The sequence below is a fragment of the Microbacterium sp. NPDC077391 genome, assembly GCF_040686955.1.
GTDB classification, from domain to species: domain Bacteria; phylum Actinomycetota; class Actinomycetes; order Actinomycetales; family Microbacteriaceae; genus Microbacterium; species Microbacterium commune.
Genome location: NZ_JBFBMI010000003.1, coordinates 443,306 through 465,752, shown reverse-complemented (window position 1 = coordinate 465,752; position 22,447 = coordinate 443,306). Strand labels below are relative to the sequence as shown.

The following is a 22,447-nucleotide window of genomic DNA, read 5'->3' as shown; positions in this document are numbered from 1 at the left end:
TTCTGTCGAGGTCTGTGCCCGGTGGGAGGGAGTCCCGTCGGGAAGTGATGGGTAAACGCTTTCCGATATAAAAGCACCTTCCGTCGCCCACCGCAAGCCCGGTCAGTCCGCGAGGTCGTCGAGCAGGTCCGCGAAGTGGTCGAGATCCTCGGCCGACCAGCGCCGCAGGCGCTCGGCGAGGCGGCTCTCGTACGCCGCGCGCGCCGCGGTGACGCGATCGACGGCCAGGGGCGTGGCGACCAGACGACGGGCGCGCCGATCATCGGCATCCCGGATGCTCTCGACCAGCCCGAGCTCGGTGAGCCGACTCACCTGGCGGCTCACCGCCGACTTGTCGGTCTGCAGGCGATCGATGATCTCGCCGGCGCTGCCGTGGCCGTTCACGATCGACACGAGCACCTGGTAGCCCAACGGCTGCAGCTCCGTATGCACGGTCGCCGCCGCGTCGCGCCACCCCACGCGGATCCGCGCGAACAGCCGGCCGAGCTCCCGCTCGACGCGGTGCACGGCATCGTCGAGCGCCGCGCCGTCGAGGGTGTCGTCGGGGACGGGCGCATCGTGGGGGGCATCGCTCACCTCGCCAGCCTAAACCGCGGCCGTTTCGGGCCCGCGATCGCCGTGCGATCGCCGTGCGATCGCCGTGCAAGGTCAGTTCGGTACGCATCCGCGGCCGAAACCGTGCACAGCTGACCCCGCATCCGGTTGCCGCCGCGCCGGGCGCGCGACCGCGCCCGCGCCCGCGCCCGAGAGCAGCGGTGCGAGGTCACTTGCGTACGCATCCAGCGCCGAAATCGTGCACAACCGACCCCGCACGCGATCGGGGGGGGCGACGCCCCCGGGGCTCAGACCTCCGCGAGCAGGCGGAACGCCTTCGACGCGGCCTGCACCTCTTCCGGCGTCAGCTCGGCGAGCACGGCCCGCATCCGCTCGGCGTTCTCCACCCGCAGCTGGGCGAGCGTCTCCTGCGCCGCGGCGGTGGCGGTGAGCGCCCGCAGCCTGCCGTCGCGCTCGTCCGGGCGGGACTCGAGCAGCCCGAAGTCCTCCAGCATCCGGATCTGACGACTCACCATCGACTTGTCCATCTCGAACAGCTCGGCGAGCTGGTGGGCGTTCGCGCCGCCCGTGCGGGCGATGTACGACAGCAGCTTGTATCCGGAGGGCTGCAGGTCGGGGTGCATCCGCGCCGCGGACTCGCGCCAGAGGGTCTTCGCCCGCGAGAAGATGAGGTTCAGCTGCCCCTGGAAGTCGGCGAGTGCCTCGTCGACGCTCTGCGTCTGCACCTCAGCGCACCTGCTCCGGCACGCGGCCGTCGTTCGCGACCACGCGGATGCTGCCGGTCGACCCGCCCACCTCGGCCTCGGCGACCTCGATCGCCGACCCTTCGGCCTGCTCGCGCAGCTGCTCGGCCGAGTTCTTCGTCGACAGCGGCTTGTTACGGATGAACGCGATCGCGATCACGCCGATCACGGCCAGCGGCACGGCGACGATGAACGCGTCGGCGATGCCCAGTCCGTAGGCAGACTCGACCACGCGGCGGATGCTCTCCGGCAGGCTCGACATGTCGGGCACGTTGCCCGAGCCGAGCGACGTCAGAGCGCTCACCTCCTCCGGCGACTTCGGCACGAACGTCGCGAGGTCGTCCTTGATGTACGCGCCGACGTTGGTGGCGAGGATGGAGCCCATGATGGTCACGCCGATGGTTCCCGCGATGGTGCGGAAGAAGTTGACGCCTGACGACGCGGCGCCCAGCTGACGTGCCGGGGTGTCGTTCTGCACGATGAGGGTGAGGTTCTGCATCACCATGCCGAGCCCCGCGCCCAGCACGAACATGTAGATCGCGACCAGGGGGAACGGGGTGTCCCAGCGCAGCGTGGACATCAGAGACACGCCGACGAGGGCGAGCACCGAGCCCAGCATCATCCAGCCCTTCCACTTGCCGAAGCGGCTCACGAGCTGGCCGATGATGATCGACGCGCCCATCTGGCCGACGATCATCGGGATGGTCATCAGGCCCGACTCCGTCGGGGTGGCGCCGCGGGCGAGCTGGAAGTACTGCGCGAGGAACACCGAGGTGGCGAACATCGAGACGCCGATCGCGATCGAGGCGATCACCGAGAGCGTGAAGGTGCGGTTCTTGAACAGCGTCATCGGCACGATCGGCTCGGCGACGACGAACTCGACCGCGACGAAGGCGAGGATCACGACCGCGGCTCCGATGCCGAGCGCGTAGCTGGTCGAGGAGTCCCAGTCGAACTGCGAGCCGCCCATCGAGACCCAGATCAGCAGCGCCGAGACGCCGACGGCGAGCAGCACGATGCCGAGGTAGTCGATCGAGACCTTCGCATTCTGCGGCTTGGGTAGGTGCAGGGTGAGCTGCAGCAGCACGAGCGCGAGCACGGCGAACGGCACGCCGACGAAGAAGTTCGCGCGCCACCCCCACACGTCGGTGATGAATCCGCCCAGCAGCGGGCCGCCGATCGTGGCGAAGGCCATGATGCCGCCGACCACACCCATGTACTTGCCGCGCTCGCGCGGCGAGATGATCAGGGCGACGGCGACCATCACCAGCGACATCAGCCCGCCCACGCCGATCCCCTGCACGACGCGCACGGCGATGAGCATGTTCGTGTCGGTCGAGAAGCCCGCGATCACCGTGCCGACCGTGAACAGCACGAGTGACACCTGCACGAGCACCTTGCGGTCGAGCAGATCGGCGAGCTTGCCCCAGATCGGGGTGGAGACGGCCGTCGCCAGCAGGCTGGCGGTGATCACCCAGGTGTACTGGGCCTGCGTGCCACCCAGGTCGGCGATGATGACCGGCAGCGATGTCGAGACGACGGTGCCCGAGAGCACGGCGACGAACATGCCGACGATGAGGCCGGAGATGGCGGTGAACACCTCACGCGCCGAGCGGGCGGTCGAAGAGGGAGGGGAGGAAAGAGAGGTCAAAAGGTGCGGCTCCTGGAAGATGGTTGATCTTTCTCAACCGTATCACTAATCGTTGACAGTCATCAACTATGGCTGGACATCAACTATTCCGCGGAACCCGCCCGACGGCCCGGATAGGCTCGTCTCGCGGCATCCGCCCCGCCGGACGCCCGCCGGAAGGATGCGCTGTGGATGCTGAATGCTCGTGCGGCTGCGGCACGCCGTCTCGATCGGCTTTCGCGACCGTCTCGCTGCGCCCCGGCGCCTCCCCGACAGCAGGCTCCTCGCAGCACGCCGTGCCGCAGGTGGTCGTCCCGGCAGGCTCGTTCGTCATGGGCGACTCGTCTGGCGACCGCAACGCGGCCGACGGCGAGGTGCCGCTGCACCGGGTGAGCCTCGACGCATTCTCGATGGATGCCACGAGCGTGACCAACGACGACTTCGCGCGCTTCGTCGACGACACCGGATACCGCACCGAGGCCGAGGAGTTCGGCTTCTCGGCCGTGTTCCATCTCGCCCTCGCGGCCGACGAGGCCGACGTGCTGGGCCGGCCGCCGCAGACCCCGTGGTGGATCGGTGTGCGCGGCGCCGACTGGCGGCATCCCGGCGGACAGCACTCGAGCATCGACGGACTGGGCGATCACCCGGTGGTGCACATCAGCTGGAACGACGCTCAGGCCTATTGCGAATGGGCGGGGCGCCGACTGCCCACCGAGGCCGAGTGGGAGTACGCGGCGCGCGGCGGTCTCGAGCAGCGGAAGTACCCGTGGGGCGATGACGAGGTCGACGACGGCGGCTGGCGCACGAACATCTGGCAGGGCGAGTTCCCGCGCACCAACACGCTCGAGGACGGCTTCCTGACCACCGCGCCGGTGCGCTCGTTCGAACCCAACGGCTACGGACTGTGGCAGATGGTCGGCAACGTGTGGGAGTGGGCGTCGGACTGGTTCTCGCCCGGGTACTACCGCGTCTCGCCGTCGCACGCTCCGACCGGGCCGGAACGCGGGCAGTCGCGCGTGCTGCGCGGCGGCAGCTACTTGTGTCACTCGTCGTACTGCAACCGATACCGCAACTCGGCACGGTCGCAGAACACCCCCGACTCGTCGATGGGCAACGCCGGGTTCCGCACGGTCGGCCGGTAGCGGGCGCCGCTACCGGATCGACACGATCAGCACGGCCGCCAGTCCCAGCATCCCCGCCGCCGCCACCCCGGCGGCGAGCACGAGCAGCGCTCCTGCACCGGCCGCACGCGGAGGGCGATCCTGCTCGACGTCCGCCATGAATGCGCGATGCCGTCGGCGCGACACCCGCCAGAGCAGGGATGCCGCCAGCAGACCCGCCATTCCCGGCAGCACCCACTGCGCGCCGCCCAGCCACAGCGGAAGCAGCCGCAGCGAGACGAGCGAGCCGACCGCGAGCGACAGTGCGGTGCGGCGCCACGACAGCGACGTGCGCTCGAGCTGCAGGCCGGCGTCGAAGGAACCCGGCCACGAGGGTGCGGTCGCCGGCCCTCCGGCGCGGCCGCTCATCGCAGCACGGCGAGCAGCACCAGCACGCCCGAGGCGACCACGGCCAGTGCGAGCACGATTCCCGTGGGCGGGTGCGGCAGGGGCCGGCCCAGCCGCATGGCGCGCTCGACCCGCGACCACTCCACCCAGGCGATGATCGGCAGCAGGATGCCCGTGATGATGAGCACGAGGGACGCGGCCAGGCGCAGCGGGGCGTACATGTCGAGCGCGAGCGCCTCGAGCGCCACGCCACCCGCGATCAGGGCGAGCGCCGTGCGCGTCCAGGCGAGGAAGGTGCGCTCGTTCGCGAGCGAGAAGCGCACGTCCGGCTCGCTGCCCTGCCGGAACACCGAACGCGGGAACCGACGATCGGGATGCTCGCTCACCCGTTCAGGATACCGGCGTCGAGCCTCTCGCAATCCGCCCGTCGGAGTGATGGAGTAGACACATGCGCGCAGTCATCATGCACGGACCCGGCGACGTCCGGGTCGAGGATGTCCCGACCCCCGAGCTCGTGGAGCCGACCGACGCGATCATCCGCGTCGACGCGGCCTGCATCTGCGGCTCCGACCTGTGGCCGTATCGCGGCATCTCGCCGGTGAAGCGGCCGTCGCGGATGGGTCATGAGTACATCGGCGTCGTCGAGCAGGTCGGGTCGGCGGTCCGCGACATCCGGGTCGGAGACTTCGTGGTCGGCTCGTTCATGGCATCCGACAACACCTGCGAGATCTGCCGAGCGGGGTACCAGTCGCGATGCATCCACGTCGTCGGGATGGGATCGATCGGCACGCAGGCCGAGTACGCCCGGATCCCCTGGGCGGACGGGACGCTCGTGAAGGTCACGGGCGACATCACCCCCGAACGGCGCCGCAGCCTGCTCGCCGCCTCCGACGTGCTCGGCACCGGGTGGTTCGCGGCCGTCGCGGCCGAGGCCGGGCCCGGCAAGACGGTCGCCGTGGTCGGCGACGGGGCGGTCGGGCTGCTCGGCGTCCTCGCGGCGTCGCAGCTGGGGGCCGAGCGCATCATCGCGATGTCGCGGCACGCCGACCGCCAGGCGCTCGCCCGTCGCTTCGGCGCCACCGACATCGTCGAGGCGCGAGGGGATGCCGGCGTCGCGGCGATCAAGGAGATGACGGGCGGCTACGGGGCGCACTCCACCATCGAGGCGGTCGGCACGCAGGAGGCGATGCAGCAGGCGATCCGCTCGACCCGCGCCGGCGGGCACGTCGGATTCGTCGGCGTCTCGCACGGCGTGAGCCTCGACGGGCAGGAGCTGTTCCTCTCCGGCGTCCACCTGCACGGCGGTCCTGCACCCGTGCGCCGCTTCCTGCCCGATCTGATCGACCGGATCATGACCGACGAGATCGACCCGGGCGTCGTGTTCGATCAGACGCTGTCGATCGACGACGCCGCAGACGGGTATCGAGCCATGGACGAGCGTCGCGCGATCAAGGTGATGCTCGAGTTCTGAGCGGGGCTCAGGCGCTGGCGCGGCCGATCAGCGCGGGCGGCAGCAGCAGGTCGGCGGGCCGCTCGCCCTCGATCCATGCGACGAGAGCGCCGACGGCGTGCTCGCCGAGCGCGTCGAAGTCCTGCCGGACGGTGGTCAGCGGAGGCTGGAAGTCCGCGGCGTCGGCGATGTCGTCGAACCCCATCACCGCGACGTCGTCCGGCACACGGCGTCCGGACTCCGCCAGAGCGCGCAAGGCACCGAGCGCCATCTGATCGTTCGCGGCGAAGATCGCGGTGACGCCGGATGCCGGCATCCGCGCCACCGATTCGAATCCGGATGCCGCACTCCAGTCGCCGCGCACGGGCTCGGGCGGATCGATGCCCGCCGCGGCGAGCGCGTCGCGCCAGCCGCGCTCGCGCTCGGCGGAGGCGAACGACCCGACCGGCCCGGCGAGGTGGTGCACCGCACGGTGCCCGGCGCGCAGGAGGTGCTCGGTGGCCGCGCGAGCGCCCGACGCGTGGTCGGTGCCGATGACGGTGAAGCGCTCGTCGGGCGGCGAGTCGACGACCACGAGGCGCAGTCCGCCCGAGGCCGCGTCGCGCGCCAGCGCGGTGGCCTCGTTCAGCACGATGGCGCCGTCGACCCCCTGGTCGCGGAGGCGATCGAAAGCGTCGGCGATGTCGGCATCCGCGCCGAGGGTGAGCACGGTCAGCGCATAGCCGCGCGACGCCGCGGCGTCGGCGACGGCCTGCAGCATGCGGGAGTTGCCCACGGTGGCGAGGGTCTGCGCGACGAGGCCGAGGGTCTGACTGCGACCGGTGCGCAGGGCGCGGGCGGCGCGGTTCGGGCGGTAGCCGAGCTCGGCCATCGCCCGTTCGACGCGCGCCCTCGTCTCGGGGTCGACCCTGGGGCTTCCGTTCGCCACCCGCGAGACGGTCTGACCGGAGACCCCGGCGCGCTGGGCGACCATCGCCATGGACACGCGTGCGGATGTCGGCATCCGGTCTTCCTCTCGAGCGCTCGCAACTCCGGAATGTTGACGTTATCACAGCGGCCGCGGTACCGTGTTGACGTGAACATGTCAGAATCCCCCGAGCTGCGAACGTCCGAACTCGGCGCCGGCGTCGTCCGGCGCGCCACCCGCCTCGCCGACGGTCGCGAGCTGCTCTACTACGACGACCCCGGCACGAGCCTCGGATCCGAGCGAGGCGTCGACGCGCGCACGCTCGACGGGCGCCCCGAGACCGCGACGATGCGGCAGGACGTGCTCACGGGCGACTGGATCACCTTCGCCACCGCACGTCAGAACCGGGTCATGATGCCCAGCGCCGACGCGGATCCGCTGGCCCCCCAGACGCCGAGCAACCCGTCCGAGGTTCCGGCGCAATACGACGTCGCCGTCTTCGAGAACCGCTCCCCCGCCTTCGGTCCGGCGCTGATCGAGGCCGTCGGCGGTGTGCCGGCGGCCCGCAACGCCCCGCGCGGGCTCGACGATCTCGCCGAGCTCGGCATCGGCCGCACGCGCACGAGCATCGGCCGCTGCGAGGTCGTGTGCTTCAGCCCCGACCACGAAGGGTCGTTCGGCACGCAGTCGGTCACCCGCGCACGCACGGTGATCGAGGCATGGGCAGACCGCACGGCGGCGCTGTCGGCCCTCCCCGGCATCCAGCAGGTCTTCCCGTTCGAGAACCGCGGCGAGGCGATCGGCGTCACACTGCCGCACCCGCACGGGCAGATCTACGCCTACCCGTACGTCACCCCGCGCACGCAGCGGCTGCTAGACAGCATCGACCGCATCGCTCCCGACCTGATGACGCGCGTGCTCGACTCCGAGCGCGACTCGGACCGCGTCGTGCTGCAGGGCGAGCACTGGACGGCGTTCGTGCCATTCGCCGCCCGCTGGCCGCTCGAGGTGCACCTCATGCCGCATCGGCACGCCCCCGACTTCGCGGCGCTCACCGACGCCGAGCGCGACGAGCTCGCCCCGCTCTACCTGCGTCTGCTGCGCGGGGTGGATGCCCTGTACTCCACCCCCACCGCATACATCGCCGGATGGCACCAGGCGCCCGTGAACATCGGTCGCGACATCGTGCGCATGCGCCTCGAGCTGACCAGCCCGCGCCGCGCCGAGGACAAGCTGAAGTTCCTCGCCGGCTCCGAAGCCGCCATGGGCGCGTGGACCGCCGAGATCCTCCCCGAGGTTGCGGCCGAGCGTCTGCGCGCCGCCATCGCGTCTGTCCCGGAGGTGACCGCATGAGCGCGCTCGACGACGCCCGCACCCTGTTCACCCGGCTCGCCGGACGCGAGCCCGATGGTGTCTGGTCGGCGCCAGGACGCGTGAACCTCATCGGCGAGCACACCGATTACAACGAGGGCTTCGTGCTGCCGTTCGCGATCCCGCACCGCACCTACGCCGCCGCGGCGCTGCGCGACGACGACCGCGTGCGGGTGACGTCGACCTTCGCCGCGGAGCCGGTGGAGGTCGCGCTCACCGACCTCGACACGCTCTTCCCGACCGCCGCCGGCGCAGAGCCCGCCGTGCCGGAGTGGTCTGCATACGTGCTCGGCGTCGCCTGGGCCCTGCGGCTCGCGAGCACCGGGGCACCCGGCCGCGGCGCCGACATCGCGATCGCATCGGACGTGCCGGTCGGTGCGGGCCTGTCGTCGTCCGCCGCGATCGAGGGCGCCGTGGCATCCGCCCTCAACGATCTCTGGGCGCTCGAGCTCGACCCGGTCGCACTCGCCCAGGTGGGCCGGCGCGCCGAGAACGAGGCGGTCGGCGCACCCACGGGCATCATGGATCAGATGGCGTCGATGCTCGGCCGGCCCGACGCGGCGACCTTCCTCGACTGCCGGTCACTGGCGGCGGAGTCGGTGCCCACCGGGTTCACCGGCGAGGGACTCGAGGTGCTGGTCATCGACACACAGGTGTCGCACTCGCACTCCACCGGCGGGTACCGCGAACGGCGCGACGCGTGCGAGCGCGGAGCCGCTCTGCTGGGCATCCCGTCGCTGCGCGACGCGGACGAAGCCGACCTGCCGCGTGCCGCCGAGCTGATGGACGACGTGACCCTGCGCCGCGTGCGCCACGTGATCACCGAGAATCAGCGCGTGCTCGACACCGTGCGCATCCTCGCCGATCAGGGCCCGCGGGCGATCGGCGACCTGCTCGTCGCGTCGCACGCGTCGATGCGCGACGACTTCGAGATCTCGGTGCCGGAGCTCGACCTCGCGGTCGAGACGGCTCTCGAGCAGGGCGCGGTCGGGGCGCGGATGACCGGCGGAGGCTTCGGCGGCGCCGCGATCGCCCTCGTCGAGCGCGACGCCGTCGACCGGATCGCCGATGCCGTGACCCGGGCCTTCGCCGAGGCCGGATTCGGCGCGCCGCACGTGTTCACCGTGCGACCGTCGGACGGCCCGCGCCGCGACGCCTGACCCGCCCGCGACTCCAGAGCCCCGATCCCGACTTCGAATCGCTCACATTGTCGGCCCGCGGGGCGGAATCCTGCCATCTGAGCGATTCGAAAGACCGGGGAACCGGTGAGGTCGGGGACGTCGACGGACGGCGGCCGGGGCTCTGGTGCCGGGGTGCCGCGTCTGGGTTGAAATCGCTCAGATTGTCGGTCTGGCGGGCAGAACCTTGCCAGTCAAGCGATTCGAAGCAACGGTGAGGCCGGCGTCAGTCGAGCGCGGTCATCACGTGCTTGATGCGCGTGTAATCGTCGAAGCCGTACTGCGAGAGGTCCTTGCCGTAGCCGGAGTGCTTGAAGCCGCCGTGGGGCATGTCCGACACGAACGGGATGTGCGTGTTCACCCACACGCAGCCGAAGTCGAGGTCGCGGGTGAAGCGCATCGCCCTGCCGTGATCGCGGGTGAAGATCGACGCGGCGAGCGCGTAGCGCACCCCGTTCGCCATGGTGAGGGCTTCGTCGTCGGTGTCGAACGACTGCACGGTGAGCACCGGTCCGAAGATCTCGTTCTGCACCGCCTCGTCGTCCTGCCGCATGCCGGAGATGATCGTCGGCTCGAAGAAGTACCCCTTCTCGCCGTGGCGGCGTCCGCCGGTCTCGATCGTGGCGTGCGCGGGCAGCCGGTCGATGAAGCCCTGCACCTGTGCGAGCTGCGCCGCGCTGGAGAGCGGACCGAACAGCACGCCGTCCTCGTGCGGTGCGCCGGTGCGGGCGTGGGTCTTCGTGCGCGCCACCAGTGCCCTCACCACCTCGTCGTGCACGGACGAGTGCGCGATCACGCGGGTCGCTGCGGTGCAGTCCTGTCCGGCGTTGAAGAACGCGGCGGTGACGATGGCATCCACCGCCTTCTCGATCGACGCGTCGTCGAACACGATGGCCGGCGCCTTGCCGCCGAGCTCGAGGTGCACGCGCTTCAGGTCGCTCGCGGCAGACGACGCGACCGCCATGCCCGCGCGCACCGAGCCGGTGATGGCGACCATCTGCGGCACCGGGTGCGCGATGAGGGCCGCTCCGGTCTCACGCCCACCCAGCACGACGTTCATCGTGCCGGCGGGAGTGTGCTCGGCGACGATCTCGGCGAGAAGCAGCGTCGACAGCGGGGTCGACTCGGCGGGCTTGAGCACGACGGTGTTGCCGGCGGCGAGCGCGGGAGCGATCTTCCACACCGCCATGTTGAGCGGATAGTTCCAGGGTGTCACCTGGCCGATCACGCCGATCGGCTCACGACGCACGTATGAGGTGTGCCCGGCGGCGTACTCCCCCGCCGCGCGCCCCTCGAGACTGCGGGCGGCACCGGCGAAGAAGCGCAGCTGGTCGATCGACTGCTCGATCTCGTCGGCCACCAGGGTGGCCCGCGGCTTGCCGGTGTCCTGCGATTCGAGGTCGGCGAATTCCTCGGCGCGGGATGCCATGGCATCCGCGATCCGGAACAGCGCCAGCTGCCGCTCGGCCGGCGTCCTCTTGCGCCAGATCGGGAAGGCGGACGCTGCGGCGGCGTAGGCTGCGTCGAGGTCGTGCGCATCGGACAGGGGGATGCGGCCGTACACCTCCTCCGTGGCCGGGTCGATGAGGTCGAGGGTGCCGGTGCCGTGGGCGCTCCGCAGGGAGCCGCCGATGTGGTTCTGCAGCGTCGTCGTTGCCATGGGGTCACTCTATCCAGAGATACTGCGGATTCAGAGGTTTTGAACCGATTCTGCTACGAATACGGTTGCATTTGTGACATTCTCATGTCAGGATCGGCGCATGGCCGACAAGTCAAAGACCGTCACGCTGGACGACGTCTCGAAGCGGATCATCGAGCTGCTGCAGCAGGACGGACGACGCCCGTACGCGGATATCGGCCGTGCGGTCGGACTCAGCGAGGCGGCGGTGCGTCAGCGTGTGCAGCGCCTCACCGACTCGGGCGTCATGCAGATCGTCGCGGTCACCGACCCCCGGCAGCTCGGCTTCGCGCGGATGGCGATGATCGGCATCCGTACCTCGGGTGATCCCCGCGAGGTCGCCGAGGCGGTCAAGGCATTCGACGAGATCGCCTACGTCGTCGTCACCCTCGGCACCTTCGACGTGCTCGCCGAAGCCATCTGCGAGACCGACGAAGATCTGCTCGAGCTGGTGTCGATGCGCGTGCGCGCCATCCCCGGCGTCGAGCACACCGAGAGCCTCATCTACGCCGGTCTGCACAAGGACTTCTACAACTGGGGCACGCGCTGACCCGCAGCCGCACCGCCCTCCCCCTTCGAGAGAGAACGTGATCCATGGGCACCACAGTGTTCGAGCGCTCGCGCCCGCACGACAGCCTGATCGACGCCGCCCTCAGCGACACCAGACACGCCGCCTACTGGCTCGACGACATCGAGCGCCCCGGATATCCCGCGCTCACCTCGAGCACCCGGGCCGACCTCGTCATCGTCGGCGGCGGATACGCCGGTCTGTGGACGGCCGTGCGCGCCAAGGAGCGCGACCCGCAGCGTTCTGTCATCCTGCTCGAGGCCGCCCGCGTCGGCTGGGCGGCATCCGGTCGCAACGGAGGCTTCTGCGAGGCCAGCCTGACCCACGGCTACGAGAACGGGATGAACCGGTGGCCGGACGAGATGGCGCAGCTCGAGCGCCTCGGTCTGGAGAACCTCGACGGCATCCAGGAGTCGGTCGAGCGCTACGGCATGGACGTCGACTGGGAGCGCACCGGGCAGCTGGCCGTCGCCGTCGAGCCGCACCAGGTCGAATGGATGGCCGGTGACGACTTCCTGGATCGGGATGCCGTGCGCGCCGAGGTGCACTCCCCCACGTATCTCGCCGGCAGCTGGGATCGGGACGGCTGCGCGATGATCCATCCGGCCAAGCTCGTCGTCGAGCTCGCGAGGGTCGCCACCGAGCTCGGTGTGGTCATCCACGAGCGCAGCCGGGTCACCGACATCCGCGGATCGGGCCGGCAGACGGTCACCGTCGCGGGCGGGGCGACCGTGAGCGCCGACCACGTCGTGCTCGCCACCAACGTCTTCCCCTCGCTGCTCAAGCGCAATCGCCTGATGACCGTGCCGGTGTACGACTACGTGCTGATGACCGAGCCGCTCACGAGCGAGCAGCTGCAGTCGATCGGCTGGCGGAACCGGCAGGGCCTGGCCGATAGCGCGAACCAGTTCCACTACTACCGCCTGAGCGCCGACAACAGGATCCTGTTCGGCGGGTACGACGCGATCTACCACTTCGGCGGCAGGGTGCGCGCCGAGTACGAGGAACGCCCCGAGAGCTTCCGCAGGCTCGCGTCGCACTTCTTCACGACGTTCCCGCAGCTGGAGGGGCTGACGTTCACGCACCGGTGGGCCGGCGCGATCGACTCGTGCAGCCGCTTCTGCGCGTTCTTCGGCACGGCCCGCGGTGGTCGCGTCGCCTACGCGACGGGGTTCACCGGCCTCGGCGTCGGCGCCAGCCGCTTCGCCGCCGACGTCATGCTCGATGAGCTCGCCGGACTCGACACCGAGCGCACGCGACTCGAGATGGTGCGCACCAAGCCCATCCCCTTCCCGCCCGAGCCCGCCGCATCCATCGGCGTGAACCTCGTGCGCAGGTCGATGGATCGGGCCGACCACAACGAGGGGAAGCGCGATCTGCTGCTGAGGGCGCTCGACGCCGTCGGCATGGGGTTCGACTCGTGACCCCGCCACTCGACGCGGCGGGTGTCGTGACGGATGCCCTGCACGAGCCCCTCTCCCTCGACGCGCTGCCCGCGGAGGTCGTCCGGGCGGGGGCGCCGAGCACGGGCATCCGGGAGCTCGGACCGTTCGCCGGGGTCGAGGTGGGCATCTGGGAGATGACCGAGGGCGCCGCGGTCGACACGGAGATCGACGAGGTGTTCATCGTGCTCGCGGGCCGTGCGCGGGTGGAGTTCATCGACCCGTCGCTGCCGTCGATCGAGGTGCGAGCGGGCTCGGTGGTGCGTCTGGCCGCGGGGATGCAGACCCTCTGGACCGTGCACGAGACCCTTCGCAAGGTGTACATCGCCTGATCGCCCGGCCCCCGTTCTGTACGCGCGTGCCCCACTCAGCGGCGCGCCAGCAGGGCGAGGTGCAGGGCGGCCACGGTCTCGCCGTCATCGAGGTCGGCGCCGAGCAGGTCGGAGATCACGGCGAGACGCTGGTAGAACACCGAGCGCGACAGGTGGGATGCCGAGGCCGCGGCCGTTCGGCTGCCGGGGTGCGCCACCACGGCCGCGAGCACCCGCAGCAGGTCGCCCTGGTGCTGCTCGTCGTGTCGGATCAGCGGCGCGAGCAGCCGCTCGCTGTGCTCCTGCAGCCGGTGGTCGGCGCCGAGCTCGGCGACCAGACGGGTGAGCGGCCGGTCATCGACACGGCGCACCTCGCCCGCCCGCAGGCGAGTGGCGAGCAGGCGAGTGGGGCGGACGGATGCCAGCAGCTGGGCGACCGTGGCGACCTCCGGCCCCACGGCCAGCCCCACCCCGGCCTCCCGCGCCGCACGGTTCACCGCACCCGACCGCAGCGCCGCGGCCGACGACACGAGCACCACCGCAGCCCCGTCGTGCACCGCACCACGCACGTGGACGGCGGCGCGATCGGAGCCGCCGTCCGCGGCGAGCACGGCCAACACGGCATCCAGGGCCGCGGCATCGGCGCCCTCCGCGAGCAGCACACCGAGCACCCGACCCCGCACCGGCAGGCCCGCCGCCTGCAGACGGGCGGCGACGTCCGCCTCCCCCGCATGCCTGCCGCTGAGCACCGCATCGACCAGGTCGCGGGCGGGCAGCATGGCCCATTCGGAGGGCCCGTCAGCGAGACGCGCGAGCGCGAGGGCGGTCGCGGCGAGCTCGAGCACGGTCATCCGCCCGGCCGGATGCTCGGGGCCCGGCAGCGCGACGAGGGTGCCCCACCGCACGCCGCGTGCCTCGACCGGTACGGTGAGCAGTCCTGCTCCGGCCCGAGAGCGTGCGGCCCAGTCGGCGAGCACGTCACTCGGCGTCTGGGCCCAGAGCTCTGCCGTGACCACCTCACGGCTCAGCGTCTCCAGCACGACCGGCGCCCCCAGTGTCTGCGCGGCCGCGTGCACGACCGTGTCGGCCGGGGTGCCGCGCAGCGTCAGGCCGGTGAACAGCTCGTGCAGGCGCTGCCGTTCCTGCAGCGCCTCCAGCTGACCCGCGATGATGCGCCGGTGCACCGCCTCTGTCACCGCCACGAACTTGACCACCCGCTCCAGCGCGATCAGAGCGAGACCGTGCGCGCGGCACGCGACGATCAGAGCGGGCGGCGCGACGGGGAACCGTGCGCCGAGCTCGAGCACGACGCCGGCCACCCCGGCAGCGGCGAGGCTCGCCGCCACGGCGCGCAGCGACGCATCCGTCCCGCTCCACCCGGCCGCCGTCGTCAGCAGCAGCTCGCCGCCGTCGAGCAGACCGGCGACCTCGGCGCTGTCCGAGACGTGCACCCAGCGCACGCGGGCGTCGAGGGCAGGCCCGCCGACGAGCACCTGCGGATCCCCCGCCATCAGCACACGGGTGTCGAGCACATCGCGCACCCGGGGCAGCGCCACGTCATCCGGACGATCTGTCCGAAGCCGACCATCTTCCACACGCTCTGCGGGCATCCCCCCATTCTCGCTCCCGGGAACATGGAAAACGAGCCAGACGGCCGTTCCGGTCATTCTGTGCGACCAGCCCGTGAATCTCGATGAGGAGCATCTCCGTGACCACGATCCGTCACTACATCGACGGCGCCGAGACCGGCGCCGTCGACCGCACCCTTCCGGTATACAACCCTGCGACCGGGGTGGCGCACCGCCAGGTCGCGGCCGCCAGCACACAGGAGGTCGAGGCGGCGATCGCCGCCGCCAAGGCCGCGCAGCCCGCGTGGCGGGCATCCAGCCTCATCAAGCGCGCCGATGTCTTCTTCCGCCTCCGCCAGATCCTCGCGGAGCGCACCGACGAGCTCGCCGCGATCGTCACCAGTGAGCACGGCAAGGTGCTCTCGGATGCGGCCGGCGAGGTGTCGCGCGGCATCGAGAACGTCGAGTTCGCGGCCGGCCTTCTGCACCACCTCAAGGGCGAGCGCGCCGAGCAGGTGTCGCGCGGCGTCGACGTGCACTCGGTCAAGCAGCCCGTCGGGGTGGTGGCCTGCATCACCCCGTTCAACTTCCCGGTGATGGTGCCGCTGTGGATGGTCGCCTCGGCGATCGCGTGCGGCAACACCGTCGTGCTCAAGCCCAGCGAGAAGGACCCGTCAGCCGCGAACTGGCTGGCCAAGGCCTTCCAGGAGGCGGGCCTGCCCGACGGCGTGCTCAACGTCGTCAACGGCGACAAGGTCGCCGTCGACGCGCTGCTCGACTCGACCGACGTCGGCGCGGTGAGCTTCGTCGGCTCCACCCCGATCGCGAAGTCCATCTACCAGCGCGCGGCGGCGAGCGGCAAGCGCGTGCAGGCACTGGGCGGCGCGAAGAACCACATGGTCGTCATGCCCGACGCCGACATCGACGGCGCGGCCACGGCCGCCATCTCGGCCGCCTACGGATCGGCCGGCGAGCGCTGCATGGCCGTCTCGGTGCTGGTCGCCGTCGGCGACATCGCAGACGACCTGATCGACGGCATCCGCACCCGCATCGCCGATCTGCGCATCGGCGACGGGACCGACCCCTCGAGCGAGATGGGCCCGCTGATCACCCGCGAGCACCGCGACAAGGTCGAGTCCTACGTCGCCGGCGCGGCGGCCGAGGGCGCGACCGTCGTCGTCGACGGCACGCAGAAGCGGTTCGACGGCGACGGGTTCTTCACCGGCGTGACCCTGCTCGACAACGTGCGCCCCGGCATGAAGGTGTACGAAGACGAGATCTTCGGCCCCGTGCTCTCGGTCGTGCGCGTCGACAGCTATGCCGACGCAGTCGAGCTGATCAACGCGAACGCGTTCGGCAACGGCACCGCGATCTTCACCCGCGACGGCGGCACCGCGCGTCAGTTCGAGTTCGACATCGAGGTCGGCATGGTCGGCGTGAACGTGCCGATCCCCGTGCCGGTCGGCGCGTTCTCGTTCGGCGGCTGGAAGAGCTCGCTGTTCGGCGACTCGCACATCTACGGCCCCGAGTCGATCAGCTTCTACACGCGCTCGAAGGTGGTCACCACGCGCTGGCCCGACCACACCCCCGCGCAGGTCGACCTCGGCTTCCCGAGCAACCACTGAGTTCCCGAACAACCACTGAGCGAGGACGATCATGACCATGAGTCGGTACACCGATCGGCACGGAGCGACGCACACCCTGCCGGATGCCGAGGCCGACGCGCAGGTGCGCGCCGATGACCGCGCGCACGTCTTCCACTCCTGGAGCGCCCAGGCGCTCATCGACCCGGTTCCGGTCGCGGCCGGGGCGGGATCGACGTTCTGGGACTACGCCGGCACCGGGTACCTCGACTTCGGGAGCCAGCTGGTGAACCTGAACCTCGGGCACCAGCATCCGGATCTCGTCGCGGCGATCCAGCAGCAGGCCGGACGCCTGGCGACCATCCAGCCGTCGATCGCGAACGACGTGCGCGGCGAGCTCGCCCGGCTGATCGCCGACGTCGCGCCGGACGGCCTGGAGAAGGTGTTCTTCACCAACGGCGGCGCCGAGGCCAACGAGTACGCGGTGCGCCTCGCGCGCCAGTCGACGGGGCGCCGCAAGGTGCTCTCGATGTACCGCAGCTATCACGGGTCGACGTCGACGGCGATCTCACTCACCGGCGATCCGCGGCGGTGGGCGAACGATGTCAGCGACACCGGCGCCGTGCGCTTCTTCGGGCCGTACCTGTACCGCTCGCCGTTCCACGCGTCGACCCCGCAGGAGGAGTTGCAGCGGGCTCTCGAGCACCTCGAGCAGACGATCCTGCTCGAGGGCCCCGCGACGATCGCCGCGATCATCATCGAATCGGTGGTCGGCACGAACGGCGTGCTCGTGCCGCCGCCCGGATACCTGCAGGGGGTGCGCGAGCTGTGCGACCGGCACGGCATCGTGTACATCGCCGACGAGGTCATGGTCGGCTTCGGGCGCATGGGCGAGTGGTTCGCGCTCCAGGCGTACGGCGGGCAGCCCGACCTGATCACCTTCGCGAAGGGCGTGAACTCGGGCTACGTGCCGCTGGGCGGCGTGGTCATCTCCGACCGCATCGCCGCGCACTTCGACACGACGCCGTTCGCGGGTGGACTCACCTACTCTGGGCATCCGCTCGCGTGCGCCGCCGGAGTGGCGACGTTCGAGGTGTTCGCGCGCGACGGGATCCTCGAGCGGGTGCGCGACCTCGCAGAGCGCGTCGTCGAGCCGACGCTGCGCTCGTGGGCGTCGAGGCATCCGAGTGTGGGGGAGGTGCGCGGGCGCGGACTGTTCTGGGCCGTCGAGCTGGTGCGCGACCGCGAGACCCGTGAGCCGCTCGTGCCGTTCAACGCGTCGGGGGCGGATGCCGCGCCGATGGGCGCGTTCGCCGCGGCGGCGAAGAAGGCCGGCGTCTGGCCGTTCGTGCACTTCAATCGCACGCACATCGCGCCGCCGCTGGTGATCACCGAAGACGAGCTGGTGCGCGGGCTGTCGGCGATAGACGAGGCTCTCACGGTGGCCGACGGGTTCACGGACTGACGCGGGCCTCGTCCGCCCAGTCCGCCGGCTCAGCTCGGTCGGGGTGCGAGGTCAGAAACGTACGCCCCGTCGTGGGATTCCGTACCCAACTGACCCCGCGCCCCGGGAAGACGGGGCGTGGCTCGATACGCTGATGCCGTGGAGGACGAGGCGCAGACAGATGTGACGCAGACAGTCGAGGGGCCCGTGCGCGGCATCCGCCGACCCGCCGGATCGCTGGCGTTCCTCGGCATCCCGTACGCCGCCCCGCCGACCGGCCGTCGACGCTTCCAGCCCCCGCAGTCGGTCGTACCGTGGACCGAACCGCTCGACGCAACCCGATACGGTCCGACGCCGCAGCGCCGCGAGGAGCCGAATGCGATCATCCCCGAGCCGAGCGTCCCCGGCACGGCGACGCTGAATCTCAACGTCTTCACCGCGTCCTCCAGCGGAGCTCGACCCGTACTGGTGTGGACCCACGGCGGCGGGTACTCGTCGGGCTCCTCGGCGAGCCCGTGGTACGACGGCCGCACCTTCGTGCGCGACGGGATCGTCGTGGTCACGATCTCGTACCGGCTGGGCTTCGACGGCTTCGGGGTGATCGACGGGGCACCCGACAACCGCGGGGTGCGCGACTGGCTCGCCGCACTCGAGTGGGTGCAGCGCAACATCGCCGCATTCGGCGGCGACCCCGCACGCGTGACGATCGCAGGGCAGTCCGCCGGTGGCGGGGCGGTGCTCACCCTGCTCGGGATGCCCGAGGCGCAGCACCTGTTCCGCGCGGGCATCTCGATCAGCGGCGCCCTCGGCGACCTCCCGCGCGACCGGGCGCGTCGGCGCAGCGAGCTCCTGGCATCTATGGTCGGCTGCGAGCCGACGCTCGACGGCTTCCGCGGCGTGAAGGAGCGCGCGCTCACACGGCACCAGTACGAAGCATCCCTGCTCGGCAAGACCGGCCTCGCAGCGACGACCGCCACGCTCACCGACGGTCTGCCGTGGGGGCCGGTGATCGACGGCGAGCTGCTCACCCGACCCACCGTCGATTCGTACGCCGCCGGCGTGGGCGCCGACAAGCCGCTGCTGCTGGGCGCGACCGACGACGAGTTCACGATGGTGTTCGATCGCGCCCCGCGCATCCTGCGCTGGGTGCCGGTGCCGCTCGCGCTGCTGATCGTCGAGCAGACGCGCGCGCTGCGCCGCGGCTGGCGCCGGGCGAACCGGACGCGACGCGACGCGGGTTCGGCTCTCGGCCGTTTCGTCACCGACCGGGTGTTCCGCTCCCTCGTGGTGCGGATCGCCGAGACCCGACGGGATGCGCGCACCTGGGTGTACCGGTTCGCCTGGGCGTCACCGACGAACGGATGGTCGTACCACTGCCTGGACGTGCCGTTCTGGTTCGACTGCCTCGACGACCCGCACGTCGCGCGCATCGCCGGCGAAGATCCTCCGCAGCACCTCGCCGACGAGATGCACGCCGCTGCGGTGGCGTTCATCCGCGACGGCGACCCCGGCTGGCCGACCTGGCGCACCGAGCCCGGCACCACGCGAGTGTTCGGCGACCACCCCGAACTGTCGCGCGCGGCCTACGACGACGCCCTGCCGCTGGTCTGAGGGCCCGGCTCCGGCATCCGGTCTTCCCCGCCCCGCCCGGTGGGCCCAAGTGGCCGCCTCACCCGCCGCGACCCGACCCTTCGGGACCAGCGGATGCCAGGCGGGGCGCCACCGCGCACTGACTGGGCCCATGTGGCCGCCTCACCTCGCGGGAGGCGGCCCTTCGGGACCAGCAGAGGGCCACGAGGGCGCCGGCTCGCGCAGCGGAACTGCGCATCGGCGCGACGAAGATGCGCAATCCGCATTGATTCCTCATCTGCCCGGCTCCTACGGTCACTGCCAACGACCGGAGGAGTTCGCATGTTCACCCCCACCCGTCGCACCGTCCTCCAGCTGGGCGGCGTCGCCGTGGCATCGGCACTGCTCATGGATATCGCCCGCCCGCTGACGGCCACCGCCTCTCTGCGGCCTCTCGGAGTCGGCGCCCCCGAGATCGAGGCGCTGCGCGCCCGGTGGGTGGAGACGCTCACCGGACGCAGCGTCATCACCGGGTCGCCGGCGACCTTCGCCGCCGCGATCGCTCGGCAGGATCGAGGCACCGACGCGCTGCTCGCGAAGGTGAGCCCCACAGCCACCCGCTACTTCTCCGACCAGGACTGGTCGATCGGCGCCACCGAGATCGCCAAGTCCAACTCGATGCGCATGAACTACTCGGGCATCCAGAACCTGGCCGTCTCGTGGGCGACGCCGGGGTCGAAGCACGAGGGCTCGGACGTCGTTCTTCAGGCGGCGCTGCGCGGACTCGCCCACATGCACGAGCGCGTCTACAACCCCGACACCGAATGGTGGGGCAACTGGTGGTCGTGGAACATCGGTGCCGCCCAGCCGCTGGCGAACACGATGGCCCTGCTGCACGACGAGCTCGACCAGGCCGAGATCGACGCGTACTGCGCATCCATCGACCATTTCCTCCCCAACCGGGACCCGCGGATGCAGCTGCACCCGACGGGGCCGCAGGCGTCGGACGGCGCAAACCGGGTGGACATCTGCCAGGCGATCATCGTGCGGGCGATCGCCCAGCCCGACCCGGAGCTGCTGCGCACCGCGGTGGCCGCGCTCAGCGACACCTGGCAGTACATCACCGCGGGCAACGGGTTCTTCCGCGACGGCTCGTTCGTGCAGCACTCCACGATCGGATACACCGGCACGTACGGGCTCGTGCTGCTGGGCGGGCTGGCCAAGCTCTTCGCCCTGCTCGCCGGCACCGGCTTCGACGTCACCGACCCCAGCCGGGCCAACGTCAACGGATTCGTGGAGAGCTCCTTCGCGCCGCTCATGTTCCGCGGTCAGATGATGGATGCGGTGCGCGGCCGGGCCGTCGCGCGATACGCCGAGCGCAGCATCACCAACGGCAACGACCTGATCGAGCACACCCTGCGGCTGGCCCAGTCCGCCGACGCCGAGACCGCGGCACGCTGGCGCGGCCTGTGCCGCCAGTGGATCGAGAGCAACTCGGCGGCGAACATCACCGTGACGACGAGCATCGTGCGCCTGTCGCTGGTCACCGAGCTGCTCAGCTCGGATGCGCAGGCGGTCGCGGACCCGACCGGTCCCCGGCTGTTCCCGGCGATGGACAGGCTCGTGCACCGCGCCGCCGACGGCTCGTGGGCTCTCGCCGTGGCGATGTGCTCGAACCGGATCGCCTGGCACGAGGGCACGGGCGCGGAGAACTTCGAGGGCGTGAAGACCAGCCAGGGAATGACCTACCTGTACCTGCGCGGCGACGAAGATCACTTCGACGACGAATTCTGGTCGACCTCCGATCTGGCGGCACCTCCCGGCACCACGGTCGATCTGACCCCGCTGCCGCGCAACCCCGAGGGCGAGTGGGGCGAGCGCACGCCCGACAACGAGTGGACGGGCGGGGTCACCTTCGAAGACACCGCCCTCGCCGCCATGCATCTCGTCGCTCCCGGAGGGACGGGCTTGGTGGCGCGCAAGATGTGGGTAACGCTTCCGGATGCCTACATCGCCCTGGGCGCGGACATCTCCACGCGCAGCGACGGCGAGGTGCGCACGATCATCGAGCATCGCAACCTCGGCACCTCCGCGCGCCGGCTGCTCGTCGACGGCACGGCGGTGACGGCTCGGCAGACGGTCGAAGGGGCGCGGTGGGCGCACCTGGAGGGCGTCGGCGGCTATGTGCTTCTCGACGGCCCTGCCGATCTCGTGGCCGGGATCGAGGAGCGCGAGGGCACCTGGCGGCGCAACAGCACCAACGCCGCCGCCGGCACCGATGTGCTGCAGCGCCGCTGGTACGGAACGCTGAGCCTGTCCCACGGCGTGGGCGCCGAGGCGAGCGGCGGGTACGCATATGCCGTGCATCCCGGAGCGGATGCCGATGCCACCGCCGCCGCCGCGCGCGATCGGCGCTTCCAGGTGATCCGCAACGACGGCGTCGCGCAGGCGGTTCAGCTGTCGACGCACGTCACCGCCGCAGCCTTCTGGGCGGCCGGCAGCGCCGGTGCGCTCACCTCCGACCGTGCGGCCTGCGTGATCGCGCGCATCACGCCGGGCATGACGCGGATGTCGGTCAGCGACCCGACGCAGAGCGGCGCAACTCTCGTGATCGACGTCGCCGGAAGCCGCGCGACGAGGGTCAAGGGCGACGACGCGGACCGCGTCAGGTTGGCCCGCCGCGGCGACGGCATCCGGCTCACCATCGACACCACCGGCACGGCGGGCACGACCCTGGAGTTCTCCCTGCACCGCTGATCGGGCCGCCCTCCGGCATCCGCTGGGCCCGGATGGTCGCCTCACCCGAGAGGAGGCGACCATACGGGCCCAGCCAGCAAAAGAGAGAGCCGGCCATCGACTCCGCGCACGAGCTCGGGCATCCCCGCCCTCACCCGTCCGCTGGGCCCAGATGGCTGCCTCTCTCGAAGGAAAGCGACCATTCG

Annotated in this window: 19 protein-coding genes; 11 read left to right on the top strand and 8 right to left on the bottom strand. The window is 71.0% G+C overall.

Going from position 1 to position 22,447, the window contains the following annotated elements; all coding sequences use genetic code 11:
• Positions 1 to 102: 102 nt before the first annotated feature.
• From AB0O65_RS10340 to AB0O65_RS10330, 3 genes are all read right to left on the bottom strand, one after another.
• Positions 103 to 576, bottom strand: coding sequence for a MarR family transcriptional regulator (locus AB0O65_RS10340; protein ID WP_363384798.1), 474 nt, complete (start codon positions 574 to 576; stop codon positions 103 to 105).
• A gap of 266 nt (positions 577 to 842) precedes the next feature.
• Positions 843 to 1,280 (bottom strand): MarR family transcriptional regulator, encoded by a 438-nt coding sequence (locus tag AB0O65_RS10335; RefSeq protein ID WP_071641798.1) that lies wholly within the window; start codon positions 1,278 to 1,280, stop codon positions 843 to 845.
• A gap of 1 nt (position 1,281) precedes the next feature.
• Complete coding sequence (locus AB0O65_RS10330; protein ID WP_313479755.1) at positions 1,282 to 2,949, bottom strand: MDR family MFS transporter; 1,668 nt, start codon at positions 2,947 to 2,949, stop codon at positions 1,282 to 1,284.
• Between the two features lie 230 nt (positions 2,950 to 3,179).
• Here AB0O65_RS10330 and AB0O65_RS10325 point away from each other — a divergent pair, with 230 nt between their 5' ends.
• Positions 3,180 to 4,070 carry a formylglycine-generating enzyme family protein gene (locus AB0O65_RS10325; RefSeq protein WP_225211313.1) on the top strand — a complete coding sequence of 297 codons (891 nt, stop codon included), beginning with the start codon at positions 3,180 to 3,182 and terminating at the stop codon, positions 4,068 to 4,070.
• A 9-nt stretch (positions 4,071 to 4,079) separates the two neighbouring features.
• Here AB0O65_RS10325 and AB0O65_RS10320 read toward each other — a convergent pair whose 3' ends face one another.
• On the bottom strand, positions 4,080 to 4,457 hold the full coding sequence (locus AB0O65_RS10320; protein ID WP_363384794.1) for a DUF202 domain-containing protein: 378 nt from the start codon (positions 4,455 to 4,457) through the stop codon (positions 4,080 to 4,082).
• Positions 4,454 to 4,822, bottom strand: coding sequence for a DUF202 domain-containing protein (locus tag AB0O65_RS10315; protein WP_071641806.1), 369 nt, complete (start codon positions 4,820 to 4,822; stop codon positions 4,454 to 4,456). Before AB0O65_RS10315 ends, AB0O65_RS10320 begins: the two co-directional genes overlap by 4 nt.
• A 62-nt stretch (positions 4,823 to 4,884) precedes the next feature.
• On the opposite strand from AB0O65_RS10315, the gene AB0O65_RS10310 reads away from it, so the two are divergent.
• On the top strand, positions 4,885 to 5,907 hold the full coding sequence (locus tag AB0O65_RS10310) for a zinc-dependent alcohol dehydrogenase family protein (protein WP_191712668.1): 1,023 nt from the start codon (positions 4,885 to 4,887) through the stop codon (positions 5,905 to 5,907).
• A gap of 7 nt (positions 5,908 to 5,914) precedes the next feature.
• On the opposite strand, the gene AB0O65_RS10305 is transcribed toward AB0O65_RS10310, so the two are convergent.
• Complete coding sequence (locus tag AB0O65_RS10305) at positions 5,915 to 6,889, bottom strand: LacI family DNA-binding transcriptional regulator (protein WP_256220982.1); 975 nt, start codon at positions 6,887 to 6,889, stop codon at positions 5,915 to 5,917.
• 78 nt (positions 6,890 to 6,967) lie between these two features.
• Here AB0O65_RS10305 and galT point away from each other — a divergent pair, with 78 nt between their 5' ends.
• Both galT and galK read left to right on the top strand, forming a co-directional pair.
• On the top strand, positions 6,968 to 8,146 hold the full coding sequence (gene galT, locus AB0O65_RS10300; RefSeq protein WP_363384968.1) for a galactose-1-phosphate uridylyltransferase: 1,179 nt from the start codon (positions 6,968 to 6,970) through the stop codon (positions 8,144 to 8,146).
• The gene (gene galK / locus AB0O65_RS10295) at positions 8,143 to 9,324 is read left to right on the top strand and encodes a galactokinase (RefSeq protein WP_363384789.1); all 1,182 of its coding nucleotides are present in this window, start codon (positions 8,143 to 8,145) and stop codon (positions 9,322 to 9,324) included. The genes galT and galK overlap by 4 nt, the downstream gene beginning before the upstream one ends.
• A gap of 244 nt (positions 9,325 to 9,568) precedes the next feature.
• Here galK and AB0O65_RS10290 read toward each other — a convergent pair whose 3' ends face one another.
• A complete protein-coding gene (locus AB0O65_RS10290; protein WP_363384786.1) occupies positions 9,569 to 11,002 on the bottom strand; it encodes a gamma-aminobutyraldehyde dehydrogenase in 1,434 nt (477 codons plus the stop codon).
• 100 nt (positions 11,003 to 11,102) lie between these two features.
• Between AB0O65_RS10290 and AB0O65_RS10285 the strand changes: the two genes are divergently transcribed.
• Genes AB0O65_RS10285 through AB0O65_RS10275 form a run of 3 tightly spaced genes read left to right on the top strand, consistent with a single transcriptional unit; the run spans position 11,103 to position 13,362 of the window.
• Entirely contained in the window at positions 11,103 to 11,570 is a 468-nt protein-coding gene (locus AB0O65_RS10285) for an Lrp/AsnC family transcriptional regulator (RefSeq protein WP_071644783.1), read from the top strand.
• 44 nt (positions 11,571 to 11,614) lie between these two features.
• A complete protein-coding gene (locus AB0O65_RS10280; RefSeq protein WP_363384782.1) occupies positions 11,615 to 13,012 on the top strand; it encodes an FAD-dependent oxidoreductase in 1,398 nt (465 codons plus the stop codon).
• Positions 13,009 to 13,362, top strand: a complete 354-nt coding sequence (locus tag AB0O65_RS10275) for a cupin domain-containing protein (RefSeq protein WP_363384779.1) — start codon at positions 13,009 to 13,011, stop codon at positions 13,360 to 13,362. Before AB0O65_RS10280 ends, AB0O65_RS10275 begins: the two co-directional genes overlap by 4 nt.
• Before the next feature lie 35 nt (positions 13,363 to 13,397).
• Here the strand turns inward: AB0O65_RS10275 and AB0O65_RS10270 are convergent, their stop codons facing one another.
• A complete protein-coding gene (locus AB0O65_RS10270; protein ID WP_363384776.1) occupies positions 13,398 to 14,951 on the bottom strand; it encodes a PucR family transcriptional regulator ligand-binding domain-containing protein in 1,554 nt (517 codons plus the stop codon).
• A gap of 98 nt (positions 14,952 to 15,049) precedes the next feature.
• Between AB0O65_RS10270 and AB0O65_RS10265 the strand changes: the two genes are divergently transcribed.
• The 4 genes from AB0O65_RS10265 (at position 15,050) to AB0O65_RS10250 (ending at position 22,262) form a co-directional block, all read left to right on the top strand.
• A complete protein-coding gene (locus AB0O65_RS10265; RefSeq protein WP_363384773.1) occupies positions 15,050 to 16,534 on the top strand; it encodes a CoA-acylating methylmalonate-semialdehyde dehydrogenase in 1,485 nt (494 codons plus the stop codon).
• A gap of 37 nt (positions 16,535 to 16,571) precedes the next feature.
• The gene (locus AB0O65_RS10260; protein ID WP_363384770.1) at positions 16,572 to 17,957 is read left to right on the top strand and encodes an aspartate aminotransferase family protein; all 1,386 of its coding nucleotides are present in this window, start codon (positions 16,572 to 16,574) and stop codon (positions 17,955 to 17,957) included.
• A gap of 117 nt (positions 17,958 to 18,074) precedes the next feature.
• Positions 18,075 to 19,547, top strand: a complete 1,473-nt coding sequence (locus AB0O65_RS10255) for a carboxylesterase family protein (protein WP_363384767.1) — start codon at positions 18,075 to 18,077, stop codon at positions 19,545 to 19,547.
• 300 nt (positions 19,548 to 19,847) lie between these two features.
• Positions 19,848 to 22,262, top strand: a complete 2,415-nt coding sequence (locus tag AB0O65_RS10250; protein ID WP_363384764.1) for a polysaccharide lyase 8 family protein — start codon at positions 19,848 to 19,850, stop codon at positions 22,260 to 22,262.
• Positions 22,263 to 22,447 lie beyond the last annotated feature (185 nt).

Bases quoted from the DNA above. Each gene is read 5' to 3' on its own strand.
- AB0O65_RS10260 (WP_363384770.1), top strand. From the start codon at position 16,572: ATGAGTCGGTACACCGATCGGCACGGAGCGACGCACACCCTGCCGGAT.
- AB0O65_RS10305 (WP_256220982.1), bottom strand. From the start codon at position 6,889: ATGCCGACATCCGCACGCGTGTCCATGGCGATGGTCGCCCAGCGCGCC.
- AB0O65_RS10280 (WP_363384782.1), top strand. From the start codon at position 11,615: ATGGGCACCACAGTGTTCGAGCGCTCGCGCCCGCACGACAGCCTGATC.
- AB0O65_RS10250 (WP_363384764.1), top strand. From the start codon at position 19,848: ATGTTCACCCCCACCCGTCGCACCGTCCTCCAGCTGGGCGGCGTCGCC.
- galT (WP_363384968.1), top strand. From the start codon at position 6,968: ATGTCAGAATCCCCCGAGCTGCGAACGTCCGAACTCGGCGCCGGCGTC.
- AB0O65_RS10310 (WP_191712668.1), top strand. From the start codon at position 4,885: ATGCGCGCAGTCATCATGCACGGACCCGGCGACGTCCGGGTCGAGGAT.
- galK (WP_363384789.1), top strand. From the start codon at position 8,143: ATGAGCGCGCTCGACGACGCCCGCACCCTGTTCACCCGGCTCGCCGGA.
- AB0O65_RS10320 (WP_363384794.1), bottom strand. From the start codon at position 4,457: ATGAGCGGCCGCGCCGGAGGGCCGGCGACCGCACCCTCGTGGCCGGGT.
- AB0O65_RS10290 (WP_363384786.1), bottom strand. From the start codon at position 11,002: ATGGCAACGACGACGCTGCAGAACCACATCGGCGGCTCCCTGCGGAGC.
- AB0O65_RS10270 (WP_363384776.1), bottom strand. From the start codon at position 14,951: ATGCCCGCAGAGCGTGTGGAAGATGGTCGGCTTCGGACAGATCGTCCG.
- AB0O65_RS10285 (WP_071644783.1), top strand. From the start codon at position 11,103: ATGGCCGACAAGTCAAAGACCGTCACGCTGGACGACGTCTCGAAGCGG.